We start from the raw sequence: 22,299 nt of genomic DNA, 5'->3' as shown, positions 1-22,299 counted from the left end.
GCATAGCTATCGCCAGACCAAAAACGGTAATAATTCTTATTTACAATAATAAGGTCTGTGGAGATTCCCATGTTCAGAAAAACGCGGCTGGCGCTGGTGGTTGGCTGTTTCACCAGTGGATTTACTGTGTCGGCACTCGCGCAGGATACGCCATCCTCTTCTTCTCAGGGCGATACGCTAGTCGTGACGTCTCAAACACAACGCGGTGCAACCAAGTTGGAAACGCCCGATATTGAGACTCCTCAGGCCGTTTCTATCATTACGCGCGATCAAATTCAGGAACAAGGGGCGACCAGCGTTCGGCAGGCGGTCGGCTATACACCGGGCGTGTTCAATAATCAGATTGGTGCTTCTAACCGCTTTGATTATATGGTGCTGCGCGGCTTTTCTGACGGCAGTCTGGATAACGTCTATCTCGACGGGCTGAAGATGATGGGGGATACCAACTCTCATAGCTCGCTGGTGGTCGATCCTTGGTTTCTTGACAGCATTGAAGTGGTTAGAGGCCCCGCGTCTGTACTCTATGGACGTTCTTCACCGGGCGGAATTGTGGCGCTGAATTCTCGTCAGCCTTCGTTCGACCGCAGCGGACAGATCAAACTGTTTGCGGGCAATAATGCGCAGCGTGGCGCAGCATTTGACGTTACTGGTCCGCTGGACGATGACGAGCGGTTTGCGTTCCGTCTGGGTGGAATTGTGCGCGAAGCCGATACGCAGTTCAAAAAGACCAAAGAAGAGCGCTATGCGATTGCGCCTAGTCTGCTGTGGCGGATTTCCGACAAGACGCGTCTGGAATTCATGGCTTACCTGCAACGTGATCCTGAAGGCGGTAGCCACTCTGGCCTACCGTATGAAGGCACCGTGGTGGCGCATAACGGGCGGAAAATCTCGAACACCTTCTATGAAGGGGAAGAGAATTATGAGAAATACGACCGTAAGCAAAACATGGTGGGATACAACTTTGAGCATGGCTTCGATAGCGGTTGGGCGGTGCGTCAAAAGCTGCGTTACCTGCGCACTAAAGTCCATTTAGATCAGGTCTACGCCTATGGCTGGACGCAGCCGAGCGCGGATACGCTGACTCGTTACTACTCCGGTTCCCGTGAATCGCTGTCTGCGTTAACGTTAGATAATCAGCTTGATGGCAGTGTGGATACGGGCGCAGTAAATCATCGCCTGCTGGTGGGGATCGACTATCAGCAACGTAATAATAATGTGGACTGGCCCTCAGGCTCCTTCCCGGAAATCGACGCATTTAACCCTGTTTACGGTTCGGGTCCAACTGCAATGTCCAACACGCTGGAAAAACATAAACTGCAACAGACGGGGATCTATCTACAAGATCAAATGAGCTGGGAGCGCTGGCGCTTAACGCTGGGTGGTCGCCACGATCGGGTGAAAGTAACCCACGTTAACCATACCAATGGCACACATAGTGAACTTGATAAAAACAACTTTAGCTCGCGTGCGGCCTTGCTCTATCTGTTTGATAACGGTTTTGCACCGTATATCAGCTATTCTACGGCCTTTACGCCGACCAGCTTCGCTGATGATAACGGCAACGTGCTGGAGCCGATGAAAGGTAAACAGTGGGAAGCGGGGATGAAGTATCAGCCGGAAGGCTCTCAGGATCAGTACAGTCTGTCGGTCTTCCGTATTAATCAGAAAAATGTCGCCACGAAAGTTCAGCCTAACGATCCTTACCGCTCCGTTGGTGAAATCGAATCGGAAGGGGTAGAGCTGGAGGCGGTGAACCATATTACCGATAATCTGCGTCTACAAGCGGCTTATACCTATACGGATATTCGCTATAAGAAAAGCAGCGTGGCTGAGCAAGGAAAACGTGCCGTATACGCGCCACGCAATCAGGCCAGCGCCTGGGCCAGCTATGATGTGAAAAGCGGTCTATTGGATGGCCTGACCATTGGCTCCGGTGTGCGTTACGTGAACGGTGTGACCTCCGATCGCGCCAACACCCATACGCTGCCTTCCTATACGCTGGTGGATATGGCGGTAGGATACGACCTCTCGAAAGTGGGTCTGAAAGGGCTGAGTGCGCAGCTTAACGTCAACAACCTGACCGATAAACGCTATGTAGCGGCCTGTAACTCGCTGGAGTTCTGTTACTTCGGTGCAGAGCGCAGCGTAGTCGGCAGCGTCCTATACACTTTTTGATATTTGATAGCACAGGTAGTCACTTTACTATCTGTGCTACTTATTTTTACTAAAAAAATATATTTCTATTCGTGGGATGAAGCTATTACACTCATAACGAGTTGGTAAAGCTCGTCGGCTCTATTTGTTGAACCAACGGCCCCGCGTTCTCTTGCCATTAATTTATGCTCAGGTAAGTTAGAGCTTGCGTATATTATAAAGGGTGTTCGAATATTTTTTTGTCTTATTTTTTCTAGCAATATATAACCTTCATTATCGCCTTCTTTTCTTCCCATGTCGGAAATAATTACCGAGAATTTATTATGTTCCAACTCAAATAATGCATCGTCAGTTGAGAGAGATAATGAAAATTTGATACCTTGTGCTTCAAAGGCCGTTCTTTCATAGACATTGTTCTCGGGATGATCATCTACCCAAAGGATTCGATTTCTCCATGCTCTAGTAGATGATTCCTTTTGAGGATTTTGTAATACAAGATCAACTATCTCATTGAGTTGAAATATTGGTGTATTTGTGTTTTCTTTCCCATCTTTTGTCATCGCAATACTAAGAGATGCTATCGAAACTAACTGTGTTTTAAGGTAATTATCTTCATTTTTAAAATCTGCAGGGCCATATAGCTTTTGATGATGCCATCCGACCAACCATAAAAACCCTAAGAATACGACAAAAGGGAACGTAATCATGAAATATATTAATAGAGAAACATGGTCTTGTATATTACTTCCAAAAGTAACAACAAATGACGCTATGGCGTACACTAGTACAATAAACAATGCAATAATACCCAATGGGCTTTTGGTGAAGCCCATTGCAGAACCCATAAACTTATCCACATCCATGCTGCTAGTCTCATTTTGTTATTTGTCGCAAGTCTAATATATCAATACAGACCAATCACTTTCCACCACAATAAACCCGCTCCCATAAAGATCGCCTGATTCACCAGACTGACGACAAAGCCAGTGCGCCACCAGACGGCAGTAGGCACGTAGCCAGCACCGAACAGAATGGGGCCGCGAGCGTGAGTATATTGCGTCAGCGAGCAGTACAGGCTACTGGTAAATGCCAGCATGAACGCCATCGGCACAGCTGGAATGTTCAGGTTGATCCCGACACCGAGGAACACCGCAAAAAGTGCGGCGATCTGCGCATTGCCGCTAGCGAAGAAATAGTGGGTGTAGAAATAGGCCGCATTCAGCAGTAGCAGTACCAATACCCAGCTTGTTCCCTGCATCAAATGGCCAATATTGCTGCCGATGAGATCGCCGAACCAGTTGGTGAAGCCAAGCTTTTTCAACTGATTTGCCATCATCAGCAGGGCGGCGAACCAAATTAGCGTATCCCAGGCACCTTTCTCGCTCTTCACGTCTTCCCAGCTTAGTACGCCGGTTAACAGCAGGAAGGAAAGCCCGACGAAGGAGGCGGTCGTCGCATCCACACCTAAGCGGTCGCCAAAAATCCACAATACCAGCAGCAGGATAACGGTGAAGGCCATGAGCCACTCACCACGGCTCATGCTACCCATCTTTTCCAACTCTGCGACGGCCAGCTTTGGCGCATTCGGCGTATGGCGAATTTCCGGTTTGGTCAGCCAATAGACGAGCAGCGGGACCACCGCCAGAGAGATTAGGCAGGGGACGAGCGCCGCCAGAAACCAGCTTCCCCAGGTAATGGTAACGCCTGCGTTGGCCGCGAGCTTCACTGCCAGCAGGTTGCCAGTATAGGCAGTCATAAACAGCGCCGCCGTCACGTCGTTAACGTTACCGATACAGGTAATCAGGAAGGTCCCAATCTTACTGCGCGACGCGTCTTCCGGCTTGGAATCAAAGCTACGCGACAGCGAATCGGCAATCGGATAAATAATCCCGCCGCAGCGAGCGGTGTTGCTCGGCATCGCGGGGGAAAGCACCAGATCGGCAAAGGCCAGACCGTAAGCTAGTCCGAGAGTCCGTTTTCCTAGCAGACGGATCATCTGCAAGGCGATACGGCGACCCAGCCCCGTTTTGATAAAGCCGCGTGCGATCATGAAGGCGACAACAATCAGCCAGATCAGCGAGCTGTTCAGATCGCTGAGAGCCGTTTGTATCGCGCCGCTGGCCGTTTTATCTCCCGCGGCGTACGTCAGTGCAAAGAGCGTAATACTGATAATACCGATTGCGCCAATTGGGAGAACGTTAGCAACAATACAAACGATTGTAGCCACGAAGATGACGGCAGAGTGCCAGGCGGCGGGGTTTAAGCCTGTTGGGGGTTCCATTTGCCAAAAAAAAGCGGCGATGGCAAGAATAACGATCAGTGGGAACCAGTTTAGTCCATACGAGGTTTTGGTCTTCATCCATTTTCCTTACTAAAAAGTCAGAAGGATTGTAGGGCATACGCTAACATACTCAATTTGCTAAATATTAAGCATGCTTAAAGTTTTCTAAGCATATAACCCATAAGAGTTATAGAGATAAAAAGAGCATAGCGTTAACCGGAAAAGACGTGAGGTGAAATTGTCGGCTTATTGATTTGGATTCTGTTTTTTAAATATTGTGAGTTAATTAACTTTAATCATTAATTGATGTTACGTGATTTTTCTCTGACGCGGGTTGCCTCGCAGTACCGCCCGCCAACATCTGGTAAGATGGTTGTTCATTACCTCATCAATACACCGTATTCACCAATACCGTGTATTTCCCAACACATGGTTTAACTGGAGGCGCGGACTTTTTGTTAACACTGCTGAATCTCCTCTCTGCGATTGCGTTACTGGTGTGGGGCACTCACATTGTGCGTACCGGTATCATGCGGGTTTATGGCACCCAGTTACGACGGGTTCTCAGCGATAGCGTTGAGAAAAAACCGTTGGCTTTTATGGCCGGGATTGGCGTAACCGCGCTGGTGCAGAGCAGCAATGCGACTGCTTTGCTGACCACCTCTTTTGTCTCACAGGGGCTGGTGGCATTAACCCCTGCGCTGGTGATTATTCTTGGGGCGGATGTCGGTACGGCACTGATGGTGCGAATTCTGACGTTCGATCTGTCCTGGCTTTCTCCGCTGCTGATTTTTTTTGGCGTGGTATTTTTCCTCAGCCGTAAACAGATGCGAGTCGGCCAGATTGGTCGCGTGGCGATTGGGCTGGGGCTGATTTTGCTGGCGCTGGAAATGATTGTCGTTGCTGCGGCTCCGATCACGCAAACATCGGGCGTGAAGGTACTGTTTTCGTCATTGACGGGCGACGTCATGCTGGACGCCTTGGCTGGCGCGCTGTTTGCGGTGATTACCTATTCCAGCCTGGCGGCGGTGCTGTTGACGGCAACCTTGACGGCAAGTGGCGTGATCTCGCTGGAAGTGGCGATGTGTCTGGTCATCGGTGCCAATCTGGGTAGCGGATTACTGACGATGATGAGCACCTCGACGCAGAATGCGGCAGGCCGACGCGTGGCGCTCGGCAGCATGCTGTTCAAGCTGATCGGCTGCTTGGTTGTGCTGCCGCTGGTTGAACCGCTTTCGCGCTGGCTGACGCGCATTCCGTTAAGTGCCGAAGAGTTGGTTATCTACTTCCACCTGTTCTACAACCTGATTCGTTGCCTGCTGCTGATTCCGCTTACCGGCGTGGTGGCGCGTCTGTCCTGTGCGATGATTGCTGACTCGCCGCAGGTTGATCTCCAGATGAAGCCTCGTCATCTGGATACCAGCTCACTGGATACCCCTGCGCTGGCGCTGACCAATGCCGCGCGAGAAACGCTGCGAATTGGCGATGTGCTGGAGCAGATGCTGCGCTTGTACCGTGAAGTCTTGCAGGGCGACCATATGCAGCGGAGGGAGATCCGTCGGCTTGATGATGATGTCGATATCCTTTATACCGCAATTAAGCTCTATCTGGCGCAGATTCAGAAAGACGGGTTGGATGAACGAGATTCTCGACGCTGGGCAGAAGTTATCGAAGTGGCGCTGAATCTGGAGCAGGCGGGAGATATTATCGAACGCATGGCTGATGACATCGCCAATCATTCATCTGGCGTGCGCATGGCGTTTTCTGCGCAGGGGCTGGAAGAGTTGAACCAGTTGCATGAACAACTACTGGCGAATCTGCGTCTGGGGCTGTCAGTTTTCCTGTCGGAGGACGTCACCAGCGCGAAACGTCTGCGCCGTGCCAAACACCGCTTCCGCATTATGAACCGCCGTTATGCGCATGCGCATGTCGATCGCTTACATCAGCACAACGTACAGAGTCTGGAAACCAGTTCGCTCCATTTGAGCTTACTCGGAGACATGAACCGATTGAATTCGCTGTTCTGTGCGGTGGCGTACAACGTTCTGATTGTGCAGCAGGATGGAGATGAAGAGCGCGAAGAATCACCGTTAACATTGTGATTCCTTTGGTGGAAGGTGATAGTCATCGTTATGCGGACTAAGAGATCGTTTCGTGCGCCATAATACTGCCATTTTCATGCTACTTCCTAGCACACGCCCGACACGGGGCGGTTCAATCGCCGCTCGCCCCGTGACCCCTTGGCTTTCGGCGGAAATTATGCCGCTGACGCGGTTCCATCGGTGCTCCTGACCGCTAGTCGAGCCGCCAGTGACGCGTTCCAGACGCGGCACTGGCTTTCGCGACGTCCTGTCGCTCACTCGGCGGCCAAGACCACCGATGCATAATTTTTGACGCCGGATAAGGGCAAAATCCGCGCTCACATAAAATGTGACTAAGAGACAGCGCGGAGAGAGCGAATTTACTCGAACAGGCTGCGGTGCAGCGTCTGCACTACGCGCTCGGCATCGTCACCGGGTACGAGGAAGCACAGGTTGTTGCTGCTGGCGCCGTAGCAGATCAGGCGAATGCGGAAAGGTTCCAGCACGCCAAACACTTCTTTCCCTACGCCACAGGCCTGAGACAGCTTGTTGCCGATCAGCGCAACCAGCGACAGATTCTCTTCAACCTCAACCCGACATAGCGATGACAGCTCGGTCAGCAAGGCGCTGGACAGCAGACTGCCGCCCGTTGAGGTGGAGCCGGTCGTATCGAGCGTGAGCGCCACGTTGACTTCTGATGTGGTGATCAGGTCAACGGAGATATTGTGACGCGCCAAAATGCTGAAAACTTCGACCAAAAAGCCGCGTGCGTGCAGCATGTTCAGGCTGTATAGCGTGAGCAGCGTTTGCTTACGACGTAGCGCCAGCGCGCGGAACAGCGGCGGGTTTTCGGTTTTATTGCACACCAGCGTACCGCCAGCAGCCGGATCTTTGCTGGAGCCGACGAACACCGGAATGTCGCTGCGAACCGCAGGCAATAGCGTGGCTGGGTGCAGGACTTTCGCGCCAAATGTTGCCATTTCAGCGGCTTCTTCAAACATGATTTGATCGATGCGTTTTGCCGTCGGCACCACGCGTGGATCGGTAGTGTAGATGCCAGGAACGTCGGTCCAGATATCAATCCGGCTGACGTTGAGCGCTTCGCCCAGCAGTGCTGCCGTATAATCGCTACCGCCACGGCCCAGTGTGGTCGTGCGGCCTTTTGCCTCGCTGCCGATAAAGCCTTGGGTAATCACCAGGCCTTGTTCAAGGCGCGGCTGCAACTGGCTACGAGTTAGCTCGCCCAGCACGCTGCAATCCGGCTGTGCACGGCCAAAGTGATCGTCGGTACGCATGATTTTGCGCACATCAAACCACTCTGCAACGACATTACGCTGACGCAAAATTTCGACAAACAGCAGGGTAGACATCAGTTCGCCATGGCTGACCAATTCGTCGGTCAGGGCGTTAGACGTGGCGAGCGCGGCGGCTTCAGACAGCGTGGTAACATTGTCCAGCATGCGATCAATCTCATCGCGAATAACGCTTTGATTGGTCAGCTTATCGATGATGGCGTATTGAATTTGGCGAATTTTCGCCAGATGTTCGGCGCGCGTTTCCGGCGTTTGACCTTCCGCGAGCGCGACCAATAAATTGGTAATGCCAGCCGATGCCGACAGCACAACAACGCGTACATTTGGATTCGATAACACCACATCGGCGCTGCGGTTCATGGCGTCAAAGTCCGCCACGCTGGTGCCGCCAAATTTAGCAATAACGGTAGAGTTCGCGCTTGCGGATACTTCAGTTGCAGACATGTCAAAAAACCTCGTGTCAGGGGTAGGCTGTTTTCAGTAAACAGCATTCCATTAATCAACCTTGGCACAGGGGGAGAGCAGAAGTAGGGGGCAGGCGTAGAAAATGACTACGATACACCCAGAAGCGCTCCACCTTGCTGAACGTCCATCAGGACGAATTCGGTGACAACCCAGAGGATTCAGCCTCTGTAGTCGATAGGGTGAAAGCCGTATTTCACCGCATCTCGGCGTCGCTCCCCCTCGGATATCATCAGCGGATTACGGTTCCTCCGATATCTTACCTGGGCGACGCGCCTCTTCTGGCTTGCACACCGAGTGTGCAAGTACGGTGTTAGAAATAACGGGTTATGCGGTTTCTGTCAATAAACAATCTGTCAGTAACTACAGGGCATGAACCGCTTTTAGCAAGAAAAGGGATCTCAATTGGGATTTTAAGGGATACAATCGGTTCAGTCACTTTGAACTCATGCTTAGAGAGAAAGTCGCATTATGAAAAATATCAATCCAAGCCAAACTGCCGCCTGGCAGGCATTACAAACCCATTTTGACGCGCTGAAAGACGTGCAAATCAGCGAGCTGTTTGCACAAGATAGCGACCGTTTCGCGCATTTTTCCGCAACGTTCGACGATCAGATGCTGGTGGATTACTCCAAAAACCGCATCACCGCCGAAACCATGGAAAAACTGCACGCGCTGGCGCGGGAAACTGACCTGTCTGCGGCGATTCACGCCATGTTTGCTGGCGAGAAAATCAACCGCACGGAAGATCGCGCCGTTCTGCACGTTGCTCTGCGTAACCGCAGTAACACGCCGATTCTGGTAGATGGCAAAGATGTGATGCCGGAAGTCAACGCGGTGTTGGCGAAGATGAAAGATTTCAGCGAACGCGTGATCGGCGGCGAGTGGAAAGGCTATACCGGAAAAACGATTACCGACGTGGTTAACATCGGTATCGGCGGCTCCGACTTAGGCCCGTTCATGGTAACGGAAGCGCTGAAGCCTTATAAAAACCACCTTAATATGCACTTTGTCTCCAACGTTGACGGCACGCATATTGCTGAAACGTTGAAGCCGCTGAACCCAGAAACCACGTTGTTCCTGGTTGCCTCTAAAACCTTCACCACGCAGGAAACTATGACCAACGCGCACAGCGCGCGCGACTGGTTCCTGAAAACGGCGCAGGACGAGAAACACGTTGCCAAGCACTTTGCTGCGTTGTCCACCAACGCGAAAGCCGTCGGCGAATTTGGTATCGATACCAACAACATGTTCGAGTTCTGGGATTGGGTCGGCGGACGTTACTCCCTGTGGTCGGCGATTGGGTTGTCGATCATTCTCTCTCTGGGCTTTGAGAATTTTGAAAAGCTGCTCAGCGGCGCGCATGCGATGGACAAGCATTTTGCTTCCACCCCTGCGGAGAAAAACCTGCCCGTGCTGTTGGCGCTGATCGGCATTTGGTACAACAATTTCTTCGGTGCAGAAACCGAAGCGATTCTGCCGTATGACCAATACATGCACCGCTTTGCTGCCTATTTCCAGCAAGGGAATATGGAATCCAACGGGAAATCAGCCGATCGCAACGGTAATCCGGTAGATTATCAGACTGGGCCGATTATCTGGGGTGAGCCGGGCACGAATGGCCAGCACGCCTTCTACCAGTTGATTCATCAGGGCACCAAACTGGTTCCGTGTGATTTCATTGCACCGGCCGTTAGCCATAACCCATTGAGCGATCACCACAGCAAGCTGCTGTCTAACTTCTTTGCACAGACCGAAGCGCTGGCGTTTGGTAAGAGCCGTGAGGTTGTTGAAGCCGAGTTTGCGGCGGCAGGAAAAAGTGCCAAAGAGGTGGAACATGTCGCGCCGTTTAAAGTATTTGAAGGCAACCGCCCGACTAACTCCATCCTGCTGCGCGACATTACGCCATACAGCCTAGGCGCGCTGATCGCACTGTATGAGCACAAGATCTTTACTCAGGGCGCGATCCTGAACATCTTCACGTTCGATCAGTGGGGCGTGGAGTTAGGTAAGCAACTGGCAAACCGTATTCTGCCAGAGCTGGAAAATGACAGTACGATCGACAGCCATGACAGTTCCACCAACGGGCTGATCAACCGCTTCAAAGCGTGGCGTAACTAATCGGGCCTGTGCCCTTTGGTTTTTCAATCGCAAGGAGGAAGACATGCAGGTTCGTATTTTGTTAGGTCTATCAGCGGCAGTTTTACTGGCGGGATGTAGTAGCAGCAGTCAACTTAGCGCGGCTGGGCAGGCCGTGACGTTCACGGATACCAAGCCAGGAAGCGAATGTCAGCTGTTGGGGCAAGTTAGTGGTAGTCAGTCTAACTGGCTGGCGGGTAACCATAGCGACGGCAGTGCTATGCGCGGTGCAGCAAACGATCTGCGTAATAAATCGGCGGCGATGGGCGGTAATACTATTTATGGTGCAACCAGCCCGAGTGAAACCTTCTGGTCAAGCTTTGCGCCGCTAGACAGCAAGATGAACGGCAGCGTTTACAAATGTCCTTAAGCTAAAGAAAAACCGGGTGAGAGTGGGGGAAACCTGCTCTCACCTTATTTTTACCCACCCAGTGTTATAGCTCAGCGTCGTCCTGATGCTGCTTCATCCCTAAATCCAGCGGCGTTTTGCTGGCTTCGCCCCCGATTTCCCGCGCCAGACGTGGCACCAGATAGCCGGATACCTTCTTCATTAGCGCTTTGACTAAGACGCGAGCTTCATTGTCATCCACCAGAAAATGGGCAGCACCCTGGACTTTATCCAGTACGTGCAGGTAATAAGGCAGAATACCCGCATCAAATAATGCATTACTGAGCCGAGCCAGCGTCTCTGCGTTGTCATTCACGCCACGCAGCAGCACGCTTTGATTGAGCAATGTCACGCCTGCGCGGCGCAAACGCGCCATACTTTGTGTTAAATCAGGATCAATTTCCTGCGCGTGGTTAATATGCGTCACCAGCAGCACCTGAAGTGAACTGCGGGACAGACGATCGCACAGCGCGTCGGTAATGCGTGCGGGGATAACCACAGGCAAGCGGCTGTGAATACGCAGGCGTTTCAGATGTGGGATGTGTTCCAGCTCGGTGATCAGCCAGTCCAGTTCGTGGTCTTTGGCCATCAGCGGGTCGCCGCCGGAAAAAATGATCTCATCCAGCTCAGGGTGTTGGCGGATATAATCCAGCGCCTGACGCCAGTTTGCCTTGTTACCCTGATTATCCTGATACGGGAAATGGCGGCGAAAGCAGTAGCGGCAGTTTACCGCGCAGCCGCCTTTAACCAGCAGCAGGGCGCGGTTGTGATATTTGTGCAGTAGCCCCGGTACGACGCTGTGTTGCTCATCAAGTGGATCATGCGTGAAGCCCGGAGTGACGATAAACTCCTCGCGCGCGGTCAATACTTGTAGCAATAACGGATCGTCAGGATTACCTTTTTGCATCCGGGCGGCGAATGCGCGTGGTATTCGCAGAGCAAAAAGCCTACGTGCATCATTGCCTTGCCGGAGTTTTGCGTGATCGTTCAGTGCCAAAAGTTGCAGTAATTCATCAGGATCGGTAATTACGTCTGCAAGTTGCTGCAACCAATCTTCTCTGGAAGGTATATTTAGGGTTACAATGTGTGCCATTTTTTTGGCTTCGTACCAGTATTAAAATTGTAGAGGGCCTTTATGGCGACTTATTCTAGCAACGATTTCCGTTCCGGTCTTAAAATCATATTCGAAAGCGAGCCGTATGCTATCGAATCCAGTGAATTTGTGAAGCCGGGTAAAGGCCAGGCTTTTGCTCGTGTAAAAATGCGTCGCCTGTTGACGGGCTCTCGCGTTGAAAAAACCTTCAAGTCTACCGACTCAGTAGAAGGTGCAGACGTAGTAGATACCAACATGAACTACCTGTATAACGACGGTGAGTTCTACCACTTCATGCACCCTGAGACGTTTGAACAGCATCAGGTTGAAGAGAAGACCGTTGGTGATTCTGCAAAATGGCTACAAGACAACGCAGAATGTATCGTTACGCTGTGGGATGGTCGCCCGATTACCGTTCTGCCGCCGAACTTCATCGAAGCTGAAATCACTGATACCGATCCGGGCCTGAAAGGCGATACCGCAGGAACCGGTGGTAAGCCAGCAACACTGAGCACCGGCGCCGTGGTTAAAGTGCCATTGTTTGTACAGATCGGCGAAGTTGTCAGAGTTGACACGCGTTCTGGTGAGTACGTTTCACGCGTTAAGTAATTAATGCGAAAAAAGCCGACCTTCTGTGAAGGCGGCTTTTTTAATTCATATTTTCCTCTCTAAAGTTCCCCGTTGCTTTGCTCTTCATCCGAAAAAACCTCCACAAGAATCAAAATTGGCTACGCTTAAAAAGCAGTCCTTTCGTACCGTTGAAATCCTATTCTCATAAAGAAGGAACCGAGTATGTTGAAGAAAGCATTTGTTGCCATTTTCTCTCTGGTTATTCTCTCTGCAGTGGTTGGGTGTAATACCACCCGAGGTGTTGGGGAAGATGTTGAGGCGGGTGGTAAGGCCATTCAGCGCAGCGCCCAATAGCCTATACCCGTTATACTTCACGCTGCATGTGTGTTGGCTTTCCTCGCTCACCCCAGTCACTTACTGATGTAAGCTCCTGGGGATTCTCTGCGTCGCCGCCTGCATGCAACTCGAATTATCTAGGGTATGATTTAGGAAATAAGTCGTAATAACTTTTCCGAGTGGAAGAAAATGCCGTGATGGCGTTTTCTTCCACTCGGCGAGATAATGTGAAAGTGGATCACTCGGAGAAGTAATAATGTCGCCTCTTTTCATTACTGTCGGCATGCTGACGTTGAGCAATATATTTATGACGTTCGCTTGGTACGGGCATTTGCGCTATTTCAGCGGCCGAACCTGGATAATTGCTGCGTTGATCAGTTGGGGGATCGCATTATTTGAATACCTCTTACAGGTACCTGCAAATAGGATTGGTTATCAGGTAGCCTCCGCCGGTCAATTGAAAATATTGCAGGAAGTGCTCAGCCTTTCCGTATTTATCCCTTTCTCCATATACATTTAAAAAGAGCCGTTCCGCACCGATTATATTTGGGCGGGGTTATGCCTGCTGGGCGCGGTTTTCTTTATGTTTCGCGATAAGATTATGGGATAACGCACCGTTTCATTTTCGTATTACGATCAGGTTACTGATTGACCCAAATGAGCGCCTCTGTCGGGAAGCCGTAGCGTTTGGCTGTGGCGACCAGTTTGTCGCGTGTCGTGGCATCTAACGTTGGCGTGCGTGAGAGAATCCACAGGTAGTCACGGTTTGGCCCGCAAATCAGGGCGTAGCGGTAGTCGTCATCCAGTTCAATGATGTTATAACCACCATAGAACGGCCCGAAGAACGACACTTTTAGCGCCCCGCTCTGAGGTGACCCCGTGAAATATGCCTTCCCGATGCTTTCTTTCCATTCCTGTTTTTCGACGTTAAAGCCACGATTGATAACCTTGATACCGCCGTCATCCCGCGGGCTGTAAGTTGCAGTAACGCGCTCCAGATTACGCTCAAAGCGGTGATCGAGGCGGGCGATTTCATACCATGTACCGAGGTAACGATTGACGTCAAAATTTTCCACGACGGTGACGTTATCGGGGGGCGTTACGCTACAGGCGACGGAAACGAGTGCCACTAGCGCGGCAATGCATGCTTTCCCGCATCGTCTGATTTTGAAGATAAGAGGTTTGAGGAAAGTGGTGTTAAAGCGAATAGCGCTAAAGGGCATCATATTGACGTCTCATCGTTTTTTATCTCTGTTCCAGTGTAGACGATGGGCGTAAGCAGGTGGAGAAATATACGGCCTGTATTACACAGGCCGTTAAGTACGGTGTTACATTTGCAGCGTTATGCCTACAGCGTGACGACACCGATGACGGTGACGACGGTTAGGATTGCCGCCAGACCATAGAACACCCATTTCCCGGCAGGAACGTGGATTTTCAGGTCATGCATTGCGTGGTGAATACGGTGCAGGCCGCACCAGAGCGGTAACACAATCATCAGCAGTAAAAATACGCGGCCGATAAAGCTCTGGCTGAACGCGGCGATGCGCTCATAGGTTAACGCGTCTGGGAACAGCCCCAGAGGCAGCATCACACCGACCAGCAGGATGATTACCGGAGCGAAGAATGCGCTCCACATCCCACCAGCACCGAACAGGCCCCAGAAAGGAGGTTCGTCGGAACGTTTTGGCGTTGGGTTAATCACGTTATTTCTCCTGTTCAGAATAGTAAGGCGATCGCCAGAACGGCTACGGTTACCACCACGGTGACAGCCCAAAGCCCTTTAATAATTGGCTCCGGCCCCATTTTTTCGTCTTTAATGACGATGATGCTTGCCTTCGGTGCCAGCTCAAACCAGGTTTTGGTGTGCAGCGCAGCAGCCAGCAGAGCCACGATATTAATCAGCAGTACCAGCGGGTTTTGCAGGAAGCTGACGAAGTTTGCCCAGCCTTCAGGCCCGTTTTTCAGTGCGAAAATGCCGCACATCAAGACGATGCTAAACCAGACGGCAGGAACAGCAGTCCCTTCACGCAACATATAAAAGCGGTAGAACCCCAGCTTTTTCCACCAGGTCGGTGACATGCCGCGAACATACGCTTTACGTTTAGTTGTCATCCTTGTCCCTCCTTATTGTGGTTTCAGCATGGCGATCATGAAGTCTTTCGCGCTTTCGACTTTACCTTGCTGGATGGCAGCGGCAGGGTCGACGTGCTTCGGACACACTTCTGAGCAGTAGCCCACAAACGTACAGGACCAGACGCCGTTATTACCGTTCAACTGCGCCATACGCTCTTTCTTGCCGTGATCGCGATTGTCCAGGTTATAACGGTGCGCCAGCGTAATCGCAGCCGGGCCGATGAACTCAGGGTTCAGGCCGAACTGCGGACACGCTGCATAGCACAGACCACAGTTAATACAGCCGGAGAACTGGTGATACTTCGCCATTTGCGCGGGGGTCTGCTTATTCGGGCCGTCAGCAGGTTTACGATCGTTGCCGATGATATACGGCTTGATAGCTTCCAGACTCTCGATGAAGTGGGTCATGTCGACCACCAGATCGCGCTCAATAGGGAAGTTGCCCAGCGCTTCGACCTTCAGACCGTTCGTGTATTCACGCAGAAAGGTTTTACAGGCCAATTTCGGGACCTTATTCACCATCATGCCGCAGGAGCCACAGATTGCCATACGGCAGGACCAGCGGTAAGAGAGGTCCGGTGCCAGGTTATCTTTGATATAACCCAGCGCATCCAGCAGGGAAGTCTGCGTGTTGTACGGGACGTCGAATGTCTCAAAATACGGTTCGCTGTCCTGTTCAGGGTTATAGCGCATGACTTCCATTTTCAGGGTTTTGATCATCTCAGCCATTCGCCTGCTCCTTCTTACTTGCTTCCTGAGCATCGCCTTCTGCACCGTATACGCGTTTGGCCGGTGGCAGTTTGGTAATCTTCACATCGCTATACTCCAGACGAGGTGCCCCTTCTGGGTTATAGAACGCCAACGTATGCTTCAGGAAGTTAACGTCATCACGCTCGGTGCAGCCATCATCCAGACGCTGATGCGCACCGCGGGATTCTTTACGGTTGATTGCCGAGTGCGCCATACATTCTGCAACATCCAGACTGTGGCCCAGTTCAACGGTGTACAACAGATCGGTGTTGAACACGCTGGAGCGGTCGGTGATTTTCACGCGTTTAAAGCGTTCTTTCAGCTCCGCCATCTTATCGACGGTTTTCTGCATCAGGTCGGTGGTGCGGTAAATACCACAGCCTTCTTCCATCGACATGCCCATTTCGTCACGGATTTTCGCCCAGCTCTCGGTGCCTTCCTGATTCATCAGGTCATGCAGACGCTGTTCGATGTCGCGCGTTTGTGCGTCCAGCACGGTACCGTTGGCTGGTGCTGCCGCCTGTGAACGTTGTACGGCATGCTCACCTGCGACGCGCCCGAAGACCACCAGTTCGGCCAGCGAGTTGGAACCAAGGCGGTTCGCACCGTGCAGGCCAACAGAAGAACATTCGCCGACGGCAAACAGGCCTTTGATGCGGGTTTCGCAATTCTGATCGGTTTCAATGCCGCCCATCGTATAGTGTGCGGTAGGACGGATAGGAATCGGCTCCTTCACGGGATCGACGCCGACATAGGCTTTTGCCAGTTCGCAGATGAACGGCAGACGTTCCAGAAGCTTCTTCTCGCCGAGGTGGCGCAAATCGAGATAAACCACATCGCCCAACGGGGTTGAGACGGTGCGGCCTGCGCGCCATTCGTGCCAGAATGCTTGCGATACTTTATCGCGCGGCCCCAGCTCCATGTATTTGTTTTTCGGTTCGCCCAGTGGTGTTTCCGGGCCCATGCCGTAGTCTTGCAGGTAACGGTAGCCGTCTTTGTTGACCATGATGCCGCCTTCGCCGCGACAGCCTTCGGTCATCAGGATACCGGAGCCGGGTAAACCGGTCGGGTGATATTGAACGAATTCCATATCACGCAGCGGAACGCCGTGGCGGAACGCCATGCCCATACCGTCGCCCGTGACGATACCGCCATTGGTGTTATAACGGTACACGCGTCCTGCACCGCCAGTCGCCAGTACCACCGCGTTAGCACGGATTTGAATCAGCGAGCCTTCCATCATGTTGATGGCAACGAGACCGCGTGCCTGGCCGTCATCGACCAGAACGTCGAGGACAAAATGCTCATCAAAACGTTGGATTTGTGGATATTTAAGGGACGTTTGGAACAGCGTATGTAACATATGGAAGCCGGTCTTATCGGCGGCAAACCAGGTGCGTTCGATCTTCATCCCGCCAAAGCGGCGAACGTTGACAGAACCATCGGGTTTACGGCTCCAAGGGCAGCCCCACTGTTCCAGTTGAATCATCTCTTCCGGACAGTGTTTGACGAAGTGCTCAACAACGTCTTGTTCACACAGCCAGTCGCCACCAGATACGGTGTCGTTGAAGTGATAATCAAAGCTATCGTGTTCCTGAGTCACCGCTGCCGATCCACCTTCTGCCGCCACGGTATGGCTACGCATTGGGTAGACTTTTGAGATCAGCGCTATTTTCAGTTGAGGGTTAGCTTCCGCGGCAGCTATTGCTGCTCGTAGGCCAGCACCCCCGGCCCCGATAATGGCCAAATCAGCATTAAAGGTTTGCAATGCATTCCTCCAGTTACTTAAGTTAATTAAGTTAAAATAAAAAAATAATATCTATTCATTTCTGTCTTTATATCCGAGCTTAATATCAAACCCGATTAAAATTGTGTGATAGACGTATAAAGAATAGATAAACCTATAATTTTTGTGTGGGAATGATTATACCGAATTATAGGTAGGCGAAATTTGATGTGATCCTGCATTTTGTGGTTTTTTCAGCAAGTACCGTATTTATTGATAAAAACGTGATCGGAAGGCTTATTTACAGAGAAACGATGCTTTTATTTCTTTAATAACCCTTTTGAGAGGGATATAAGAAAATGATTCACTGGATATAATTTATGGATGCTCTCTTTTCGCCGTCTTTGAAAGGATAGGACACGCTTTGTGGAAAAGCACATCTGGCTTTTTTCCGCTGGAAATTTGGGCTGATGCGGGTAGACTGCACCCCCTGTTTGACTTTGGAGTAAGAACCATGAGCGAGACGACAAGTTGGCAACCTAGTGCTTCTGTCGCTAATTTGTTGAAACGAGCGTCGATAGTTGCCGCTGTCCGACGTTTCTTCACCGATCGTGGAGTGCTGGAAGTCGAAACGCCAGCGATGAGCCAGGCGACGGTAACGGATGTTTTCTTATACCCATTCCAAACCCGCTTCGTTGGCCCCGGTGCTGCGGATGGCATGACGCTGTATTTGATGACTAGTCCGGAATACCATATGAAGCGTCTGCTGGCTGCTGGCAGCGGGCCGATCTTCCAACTGTGTCGCAGTTTCCGCAACGAAGAATCAGGCCGACACCACAACCCAGAATTCACCATGCTGGAATGGTATCGCCCTCACTATGATATGTACCGCCTGATGAATGAGGTCGATGACCTGTTACAGCAGGTACTGGATTGTGAAAGCGCGGAAATGCTCTCCTATCAGCAGGCATTTTTACGCCATCTGGAAATTGATCCTCTTTCTGTCGATAAAGCGCAACTGCGCGAAGCGGCAGAAAAACTCGGGCTGGGCGATATAGCCTGCGGTGAAGACGACCGCGATTCGCTGGTGCAGATGCTGTTTACCTTCGGCGTTGAGCCGAACATCGGGCGCGACAAGCCAGCATTTGTCTACCACTTCCCAGCCACGCAAGCCTCTCTGGCAGAGATCAGCTCGGAAGACCATCGCGTTGCCGAGCGTTTTGAAGTCTATTTCAAAGGGATTGAGCTGGCGAATGGCTTCCGCGAATTGACCGATGCCGATGAGCAGCGTCAGCGTTTCGAGCAGGATAACCGTAAGCGTGCCGCGCGTGGCCTGTCACAGCAGCCGATTGATGAAAACCTGCTGGCGGCGTTGAAACTCGGTCTGCCTGAGTGTGCCGGTGTGGCGCTGGGTGTGGATCGTTTGATCATGCTGGCGCTGAATGCCGAGAAGCTGAGTGACGTGATTGCGTTCTCCGTAGAGCGCGCGTAACCCGTCTGATATAGGGCGGTGCCACATCTGGCCGCCGCCCATTTTCCTCTCTTATAAGCTGCCCGGCGTTCGCTGCCGTGGCGTCAGCGTTTTTCCACTGCGCGACAGATTGTCCATTTTCACTTGGAACGGTGGGAAAGGAAGCTCCAGATTGTGCTTGCGGTAGTTTTCCAGAATCAGCTGATGCAGTTCATGGCGCAGCGGCATTCGGTGCCCCATTTCGGCGGCGAAAACGCGCAGCTCGAAAATCTGAATCCCCTGTTGGAGGTCGACGAGGAAGGCTTCTGGCTCTGGCGTATCCAGAATCAGCGAACAACGCTTCACCGCATCCATGAGCAATTCTGTGACTTCCTGACTGTTCGCATTCGCCGGAGCAGGCACCGTCATGACGACACGGGTGACCGAATCTGACAGCGACCAGTTGATAAACTGCTCGGTGATAAACGCCTTGTTCGGAACGATAATCTCTTTGCGGTCCCAGTCGGAAATGGTGGTGGCGCGGGTATTAATACGCATGACGCTACCCGTGAGATCGCGGATTGTGACGGTATCGCCGATGCGGATCGGTTTCTCGAACAGGATGATCAGGCCTGAGATAAAGTTGGCGAAGATCTCCTGCAAACCAAACCCAAGCCCTACACCCAGCGCAGCAACCAGCCATTGCAGTTTCGACCATTCGATCCCGATGAGTGAGAATCCCATCAGGCAGCCGATCAGCATCAGAATATATTTGCTGATGGTGGTAATGGCGTAGCCGCTACCCGGCGACAGATCCAGATGTTGCAGAATCGCCAGCTCCAGCAGGGCGGGCAGGTTACGCACCAGCTGTGCGGTAACAATGAAAATCAGAATGGCGATGAGCACGGACCCCAGCGTAATCGCCTGCACGCTCTCCACGCCTTTGACCGTGCTAGAGACATCCCACAGGCTGATATTCTCCAGAAACGCGAAAGCCGAATGAATCTCTGACCACAGTGCAATCACGGAAACCAGTGCGATCAACGTCAGAATGGATCGTACCAGTTGCAAGGATTTGGCGCTGATGGCATCCAGATCGACGACGGGTTCTTCCACAGCTTCCGAGCTGCTTTCATGGGATGACGCAGACTGCGGATCTTCTTCACCTTTGGCACGCTGCGCCAGAATTTCCGAACGTCGTTGCTTGGCGCGATCGAAGGCGATGCGACGCCGCTGAATCAGCATCCAACGGCGAATAATGTGGTAAATCACCAACAGGAAGAACCAGATAGAGACAGAGGTTTCCAGTCGCGCTAACAGCGCCTGTGCGGTCGCCAGATAGCCGATGCAGGAGGCCAGCGCGGCAACGAGCGGCACGCCGATCAAGATGTTCCACATCGCGCGGTTAACGGAGTTCTCTCCCGACCCTTCTTTATCCAGATACAGCGGAATACCGGCGCGTTTTAACCCAGCAGTGACCAGACTCAACGCCATACAGAGAAGGATGAAGCAGAGCCGCCCCAGCGTGCTAGAGAACTCGCGATCGTTGAGCTTATCGAAGGTAATCAGCGCCATAATCAGCGGCACGATAAAGGCGATGGAGAGGCGATAATAGCGCATCGCTCTGGCTACGTGCTCTGGCGACCAGCGGAAGTGGACAATAAACAGCCCCTGTGGGTGCGAGAACGAGGCGCTAATCATCACCAGCCACATTAACGGCACGGTGGCGGTGACGCTGTCGCCGATGGCGACAGCAATTGGGTAAGGCCAGGTGTTTTGCAGTCCGTAGCCCAGCGCCGCCCAGAGCACCGGCAGCGGCAGGGCGGTAAGGAGGGACCAGAACACGGTACGTAACGTCAGCATGAAGTGATCGAGCGTGACTTTACCCACGCGGCTGCTGGCACGTTCCATAAATGCATGATAATGACGGCGGGAACTGATGCTGAAGCCAACCAGCAGTAATGCGCCTAACAGCGGCAGCACGGTTTCCTGGCTAGTCACCATCATCACGAGTGCGCTACCCAGCTGTGTCAGCGTATCCAGCGACAGCAGGCGCGTCAGATCCTGCACCAGCTTGATCGGATAGGCGAACGTCACAGGCTCAACATCAGCAACCCAGAACAGATCGCGGTGGGCTGCTTCGCGCGTTTCGGTTAAGGCATCCGCCAGTTGGTTATTGGCGACTTTGAGTTTGGTGAGTTCGAGTATCTGCGAGTCACAGCCGGAGATCAGTGAAGTCAGCAAATCGCGCTGGGTACGCATCTGATCGGTCAGGATACGCTGCTGTGCGCTGGTCAACGGATCGCCGTTATCCTGTTTGGCGTTCTCAAGATCTTGCGGTTTATTAATCAGGTCTTCGAAGTGCAGGCGCTGTACGCGCAGCTGCGCCATATCGCTATCCAGCAACTGAGGTTTGGGCATTTCCGGCAGACGGGCGATCTGTGCCCGCAACGTTTCACCCAATATCGGTGAAACACCGAGCCACTGCGCCTGTTCGCGAATGGTGCTCAGCGCCTGACGAACCTGAATCGTGTGCGTCGCGGCCTGACGTTGCTGAGAGGCGATAAGATCCATCCGCTGGGCTTGTTGATTCAGCGCGACGGATAACTCACGGTTAATCTGTAACTGCTTGCTGATGACAGCGGGTAAATCGCCACTTTGTTCGGCGAGCAGTTCTGTGCGTTCTAATGCCTGCTCGGCTTCACGCTGGCGTAGGTTGTTAAGTCGGCTGCGTAAATCCTGTTGCAGCAGATCCAGCCTGTCGTGACGCTTTTTATACAGTTCGACGCGTAACCGGGATAGCTCCTGACGGTTACTGGCTGAAAGCTGCGCCAGCTCCAGTTCATCCACCCGGCTTTTGCGCAGTGCGGATTCGGCCTGAAGTGCGACGAGCTGCGCTTGCCCCAGCGGGGTGGCGGGCGTACCGAGAGACTGAATACGGCGTTCCGCATCGCTTTGCATGCGGCTGGCTTCAGTTTGCTGCTGCGGAAGCTGGCTCAGTGAATCGCCGATTTCACGCAGCCGATCCTGTTCTTGCTGGAGTTGGCGAGCCTGTTCCAACAACTGACTGCTTGTTTGCAGTAACTGCTGTTCGAGATCGTTGCTGGAGAGACTCTCTGAAATCGACGATGACTTGCCATCTTCGGCATTAAGCTGGCGACGCAGCTCTTGAACCAGTTTGGGGAAATCATCAATGACGCGCTGATACTGTGTGGCGCGTTCCTGCGCCTCTTTGCGATCCTGTAAGGTATTCAGTGCAGCCTGATATTCCTCGACAATTTTCGCTTGATCGGCCGCGCCTTTGTTGGCTTCTGCCTGCTGTAGCTGCTGGCGTAACTGCGACTCATTGGGCGCAGTGGCAGCCAACGCGGCAGTTGATAATAAACATCCCAGAAGAAAAGTCAGAATCAAACGCACGTT

The 22,299-nt window shown here is 52.2% G+C and carries 18 protein-coding genes and 1 riboswitch; of the genes, 8 read left to right on the top strand and 10 right to left on the bottom strand.

Annotated features, from left to right (window positions below; genetic code table 11):
• Positions 1-69: 69 nt before the first annotated feature.
• Positions 70-2,175: a ferrioxamine B receptor FoxA gene (gene foxA / locus A0G03_RS18710; protein WP_048262636.1), complete on the top strand. Its 2,106-nt coding sequence runs from the start codon at positions 70-72 to the stop codon at positions 2,173-2,175.
• A gap of 65 nt (positions 2,176-2,240) precedes the next feature.
• Here foxA and A0G03_RS18705 read toward each other — a convergent pair whose 3' ends face one another.
• On the bottom strand, positions 2,241-3,017 hold the full coding sequence (locus tag A0G03_RS18705; RefSeq protein ID WP_048262634.1) for a response regulator: 777 nt from the start codon (positions 3,015-3,017) through the stop codon (positions 2,241-2,243).
• A 41-nt stretch (positions 3,018-3,058) separates the two neighbouring features.
• On the bottom strand, positions 3,059-4,513 hold the full coding sequence (locus tag A0G03_RS18700) for a DASS family sodium-coupled anion symporter (RefSeq protein WP_048262632.1): 1,455 nt from the start codon (positions 4,511-4,513) through the stop codon (positions 3,059-3,061).
• A 377-nt stretch (positions 4,514-4,890) separates the two neighbouring features.
• Between A0G03_RS18700 and A0G03_RS18695 the strand changes: the two genes are divergently transcribed.
• The gene (locus A0G03_RS18695; RefSeq protein ID WP_048262630.1) at positions 4,891-6,537 is read left to right on the top strand and encodes a Na/Pi cotransporter family protein; all 1,647 of its coding nucleotides are present in this window, start codon (positions 4,891-4,893) and stop codon (positions 6,535-6,537) included.
• A 359-nt stretch (positions 6,538-6,896) separates the two neighbouring features.
• Here the strand turns inward: A0G03_RS18695 and lysC are convergent, their stop codons facing one another.
• A complete protein-coding gene (lysC, locus tag A0G03_RS18690; RefSeq protein ID WP_048262628.1) occupies positions 6,897-8,273 on the bottom strand; it encodes a lysine-sensitive aspartokinase 3 in 1,377 nt (458 codons plus the stop codon).
• Positions 8,274-8,387: 114 nt separating this feature from the next.
• Positions 8,388-8,580, bottom strand: a riboswitch (Lysine riboswitch).
• Between the two features lie 182 nt (positions 8,581-8,762).
• Here lysC and pgi point away from each other — a divergent pair.
• Together pgi and A0G03_RS18680 are read left to right on the top strand one after the other, a co-directional pair.
• Entirely contained in the window at positions 8,763-10,412 is a 1,650-nt protein-coding gene (gene pgi / locus A0G03_RS18685; RefSeq protein WP_048262627.1) for a glucose-6-phosphate isomerase, read from the top strand.
• Positions 10,413-10,455: 43 nt separating this feature from the next.
• Positions 10,456-10,800, top strand: a complete 345-nt coding sequence (locus A0G03_RS18680) for a DUF4156 domain-containing protein (protein ID WP_048262625.1) — start codon at positions 10,456-10,458, stop codon at positions 10,798-10,800.
• 64 nt (positions 10,801-10,864) lie between these two features.
• On the opposite strand, the gene epmB is transcribed toward A0G03_RS18680, so the two are convergent.
• Entirely contained in the window at positions 10,865-11,911 is a 1,047-nt protein-coding gene (gene epmB, locus A0G03_RS18675; protein WP_048262623.1) for an EF-P beta-lysylation protein EpmB, read from the bottom strand.
• Between the two features lie 42 nt (positions 11,912-11,953).
• Here epmB and efp point away from each other — a divergent pair, with 42 nt between their 5' ends.
• The 3 genes from efp (at position 11,954) to A0G03_RS18660 (ending at position 13,337) form a co-directional block, all read left to right on the top strand.
• Positions 11,954-12,520, top strand: a complete 567-nt coding sequence (gene efp, locus A0G03_RS18670) for an elongation factor P (RefSeq protein WP_048262621.1) — start codon at positions 11,954-11,956, stop codon at positions 12,518-12,520.
• Positions 12,521-12,703: 183 nt separating this feature from the next.
• Complete coding sequence (locus A0G03_RS18665; RefSeq protein WP_014916783.1) at positions 12,704-12,835, top strand: entericidin A/B family lipoprotein; 132 nt, start codon at positions 12,704-12,706, stop codon at positions 12,833-12,835.
• Positions 12,836-13,073: 238 nt separating this feature from the next.
• Complete coding sequence (locus A0G03_RS18660; RefSeq protein ID WP_422120987.1) at positions 13,074-13,337, top strand: DMT family protein; 264 nt, start codon at positions 13,074-13,076, stop codon at positions 13,335-13,337.
• A 121-nt stretch (positions 13,338-13,458) separates the two neighbouring features.
• On the opposite strand, the gene A0G03_RS18655 is transcribed toward A0G03_RS18660, so the two are convergent.
• The 5 genes from A0G03_RS18655 to frdA all read right to left on the bottom strand — a co-directional run bounded on the left by A0G03_RS18655 (position 13,459) and on the right by frdA (position 17,471).
• Positions 13,459-14,043 (bottom strand): lipocalin family protein, encoded by a 585-nt coding sequence (locus A0G03_RS18655; protein ID WP_048262619.1) that lies wholly within the window; start codon positions 14,041-14,043, stop codon positions 13,459-13,461.
• A 122-nt stretch (positions 14,044-14,165) separates the two neighbouring features.
• Positions 14,166-14,522 (bottom strand): fumarate reductase subunit FrdD, encoded by a 357-nt coding sequence (gene frdD, locus A0G03_RS18650; RefSeq protein WP_005972985.1) that lies wholly within the window; start codon positions 14,520-14,522, stop codon positions 14,166-14,168.
• 14 nt (positions 14,523-14,536) lie between these two features.
• Complete coding sequence (gene frdC, locus A0G03_RS18645) at positions 14,537-14,932, bottom strand: fumarate reductase subunit FrdC (RefSeq protein WP_048262617.1); 396 nt, start codon at positions 14,930-14,932, stop codon at positions 14,537-14,539.
• Between the two features lie 12 nt (positions 14,933-14,944).
• On the bottom strand, positions 14,945-15,682 hold the full coding sequence (locus A0G03_RS18640) for a succinate dehydrogenase/fumarate reductase iron-sulfur subunit (protein ID WP_048262615.1): 738 nt from the start codon (positions 15,680-15,682) through the stop codon (positions 14,945-14,947).
• The gene (gene frdA / locus A0G03_RS18635; protein WP_048262613.1) at positions 15,675-17,471 is read right to left on the bottom strand and encodes a fumarate reductase (quinol) flavoprotein subunit; all 1,797 of its coding nucleotides are present in this window, start codon (positions 17,469-17,471) and stop codon (positions 15,675-15,677) included. The genes A0G03_RS18640 and frdA overlap by 8 nt, the downstream gene beginning before the upstream one ends.
• 472 nt (positions 17,472-17,943) lie before the next feature.
• Here frdA and epmA point away from each other — a divergent pair, with 472 nt between their 5' ends.
• Positions 17,944-18,921, top strand: a complete 978-nt coding sequence (gene epmA, locus A0G03_RS18630; protein ID WP_048262611.1) for an elongation factor P--(R)-beta-lysine ligase — start codon at positions 17,944-17,946, stop codon at positions 18,919-18,921.
• A gap of 51 nt (positions 18,922-18,972) precedes the next feature.
• Here the strand turns inward: epmA and mscM are convergent, their stop codons facing one another.
• The gene (gene mscM / locus A0G03_RS18625) at positions 18,973-22,296 is read right to left on the bottom strand and encodes a miniconductance mechanosensitive channel MscM (RefSeq protein WP_048262609.1); all 3,324 of its coding nucleotides are present in this window, start codon (positions 22,294-22,296) and stop codon (positions 18,973-18,975) included.
• Positions 22,297-22,299 lie beyond the last annotated feature (3 nt).

Source organism: Pectobacterium peruviense, assembly GCF_002847345.1.
GTDB classification, from domain to species: domain Bacteria; phylum Pseudomonadota; class Gammaproteobacteria; order Enterobacterales; family Enterobacteriaceae; genus Pectobacterium; species Pectobacterium peruviense.
Note: the sequence above shows the minus strand (reverse complement) of the source record. Positions and strands in the feature narration are given on the sequence as shown.

What these genes read in the sequence shown, in the direction of transcription:
- foxA (WP_048262636.1), top strand. Translation starts at nt 70, where the DNA reads ATGTTCAGAAAAACGCGGCTGGCGCTGGTGGTTGGCTGTTTCACCAGT.
- A0G03_RS18705 (WP_048262634.1), bottom strand. Translation starts at nt 3,017, where the DNA reads ATGGATGTGGATAAGTTTATGGGTTCTGCAATGGGCTTCACCAAAAGC.
- A0G03_RS18700 (WP_048262632.1), bottom strand. Translation starts at nt 4,513, where the DNA reads ATGAAGACCAAAACCTCGTATGGACTAAACTGGTTCCCACTGATCGTT.
- lysC (WP_048262628.1), bottom strand. Translation starts at nt 8,273, where the DNA reads ATGTCTGCAACTGAAGTATCCGCAAGCGCGAACTCTACCGTTATTGCT.
- pgi (WP_048262627.1), top strand. Translation starts at nt 8,763, where the DNA reads ATGAAAAATATCAATCCAAGCCAAACTGCCGCCTGGCAGGCATTACAA.
- A0G03_RS18680 (WP_048262625.1), top strand. Translation starts at nt 10,456, where the DNA reads ATGCAGGTTCGTATTTTGTTAGGTCTATCAGCGGCAGTTTTACTGGCG.
- epmB (WP_048262623.1), bottom strand. Translation starts at nt 11,911, where the DNA reads ATGGCACACATTGTAACCCTAAATATACCTTCCAGAGAAGATTGGTTG.
- efp (WP_048262621.1), top strand. Translation starts at nt 11,954, where the DNA reads ATGGCGACTTATTCTAGCAACGATTTCCGTTCCGGTCTTAAAATCATA.
- A0G03_RS18665 (WP_014916783.1), top strand. Translation starts at nt 12,704, where the DNA reads ATGTTGAAGAAAGCATTTGTTGCCATTTTCTCTCTGGTTATTCTCTCT.
- A0G03_RS18660 (WP_422120987.1), top strand. Translation starts at nt 13,074, where the DNA reads ATGTCGCCTCTTTTCATTACTGTCGGCATGCTGACGTTGAGCAATATA.
- A0G03_RS18655 (WP_048262619.1), bottom strand. Translation starts at nt 14,043, where the DNA reads ATGATGCCCTTTAGCGCTATTCGCTTTAACACCACTTTCCTCAAACCT.
- frdC (WP_048262617.1), bottom strand. Translation starts at nt 14,932, where the DNA reads ATGACAACTAAACGTAAAGCGTATGTTCGCGGCATGTCACCGACCTGG.
- A0G03_RS18640 (WP_048262615.1), bottom strand. Translation starts at nt 15,682, where the DNA reads ATGGCTGAGATGATCAAAACCCTGAAAATGGAAGTCATGCGCTATAAC.
- epmA (WP_048262611.1), top strand. Translation starts at nt 17,944, where the DNA reads ATGAGCGAGACGACAAGTTGGCAACCTAGTGCTTCTGTCGCTAATTTG.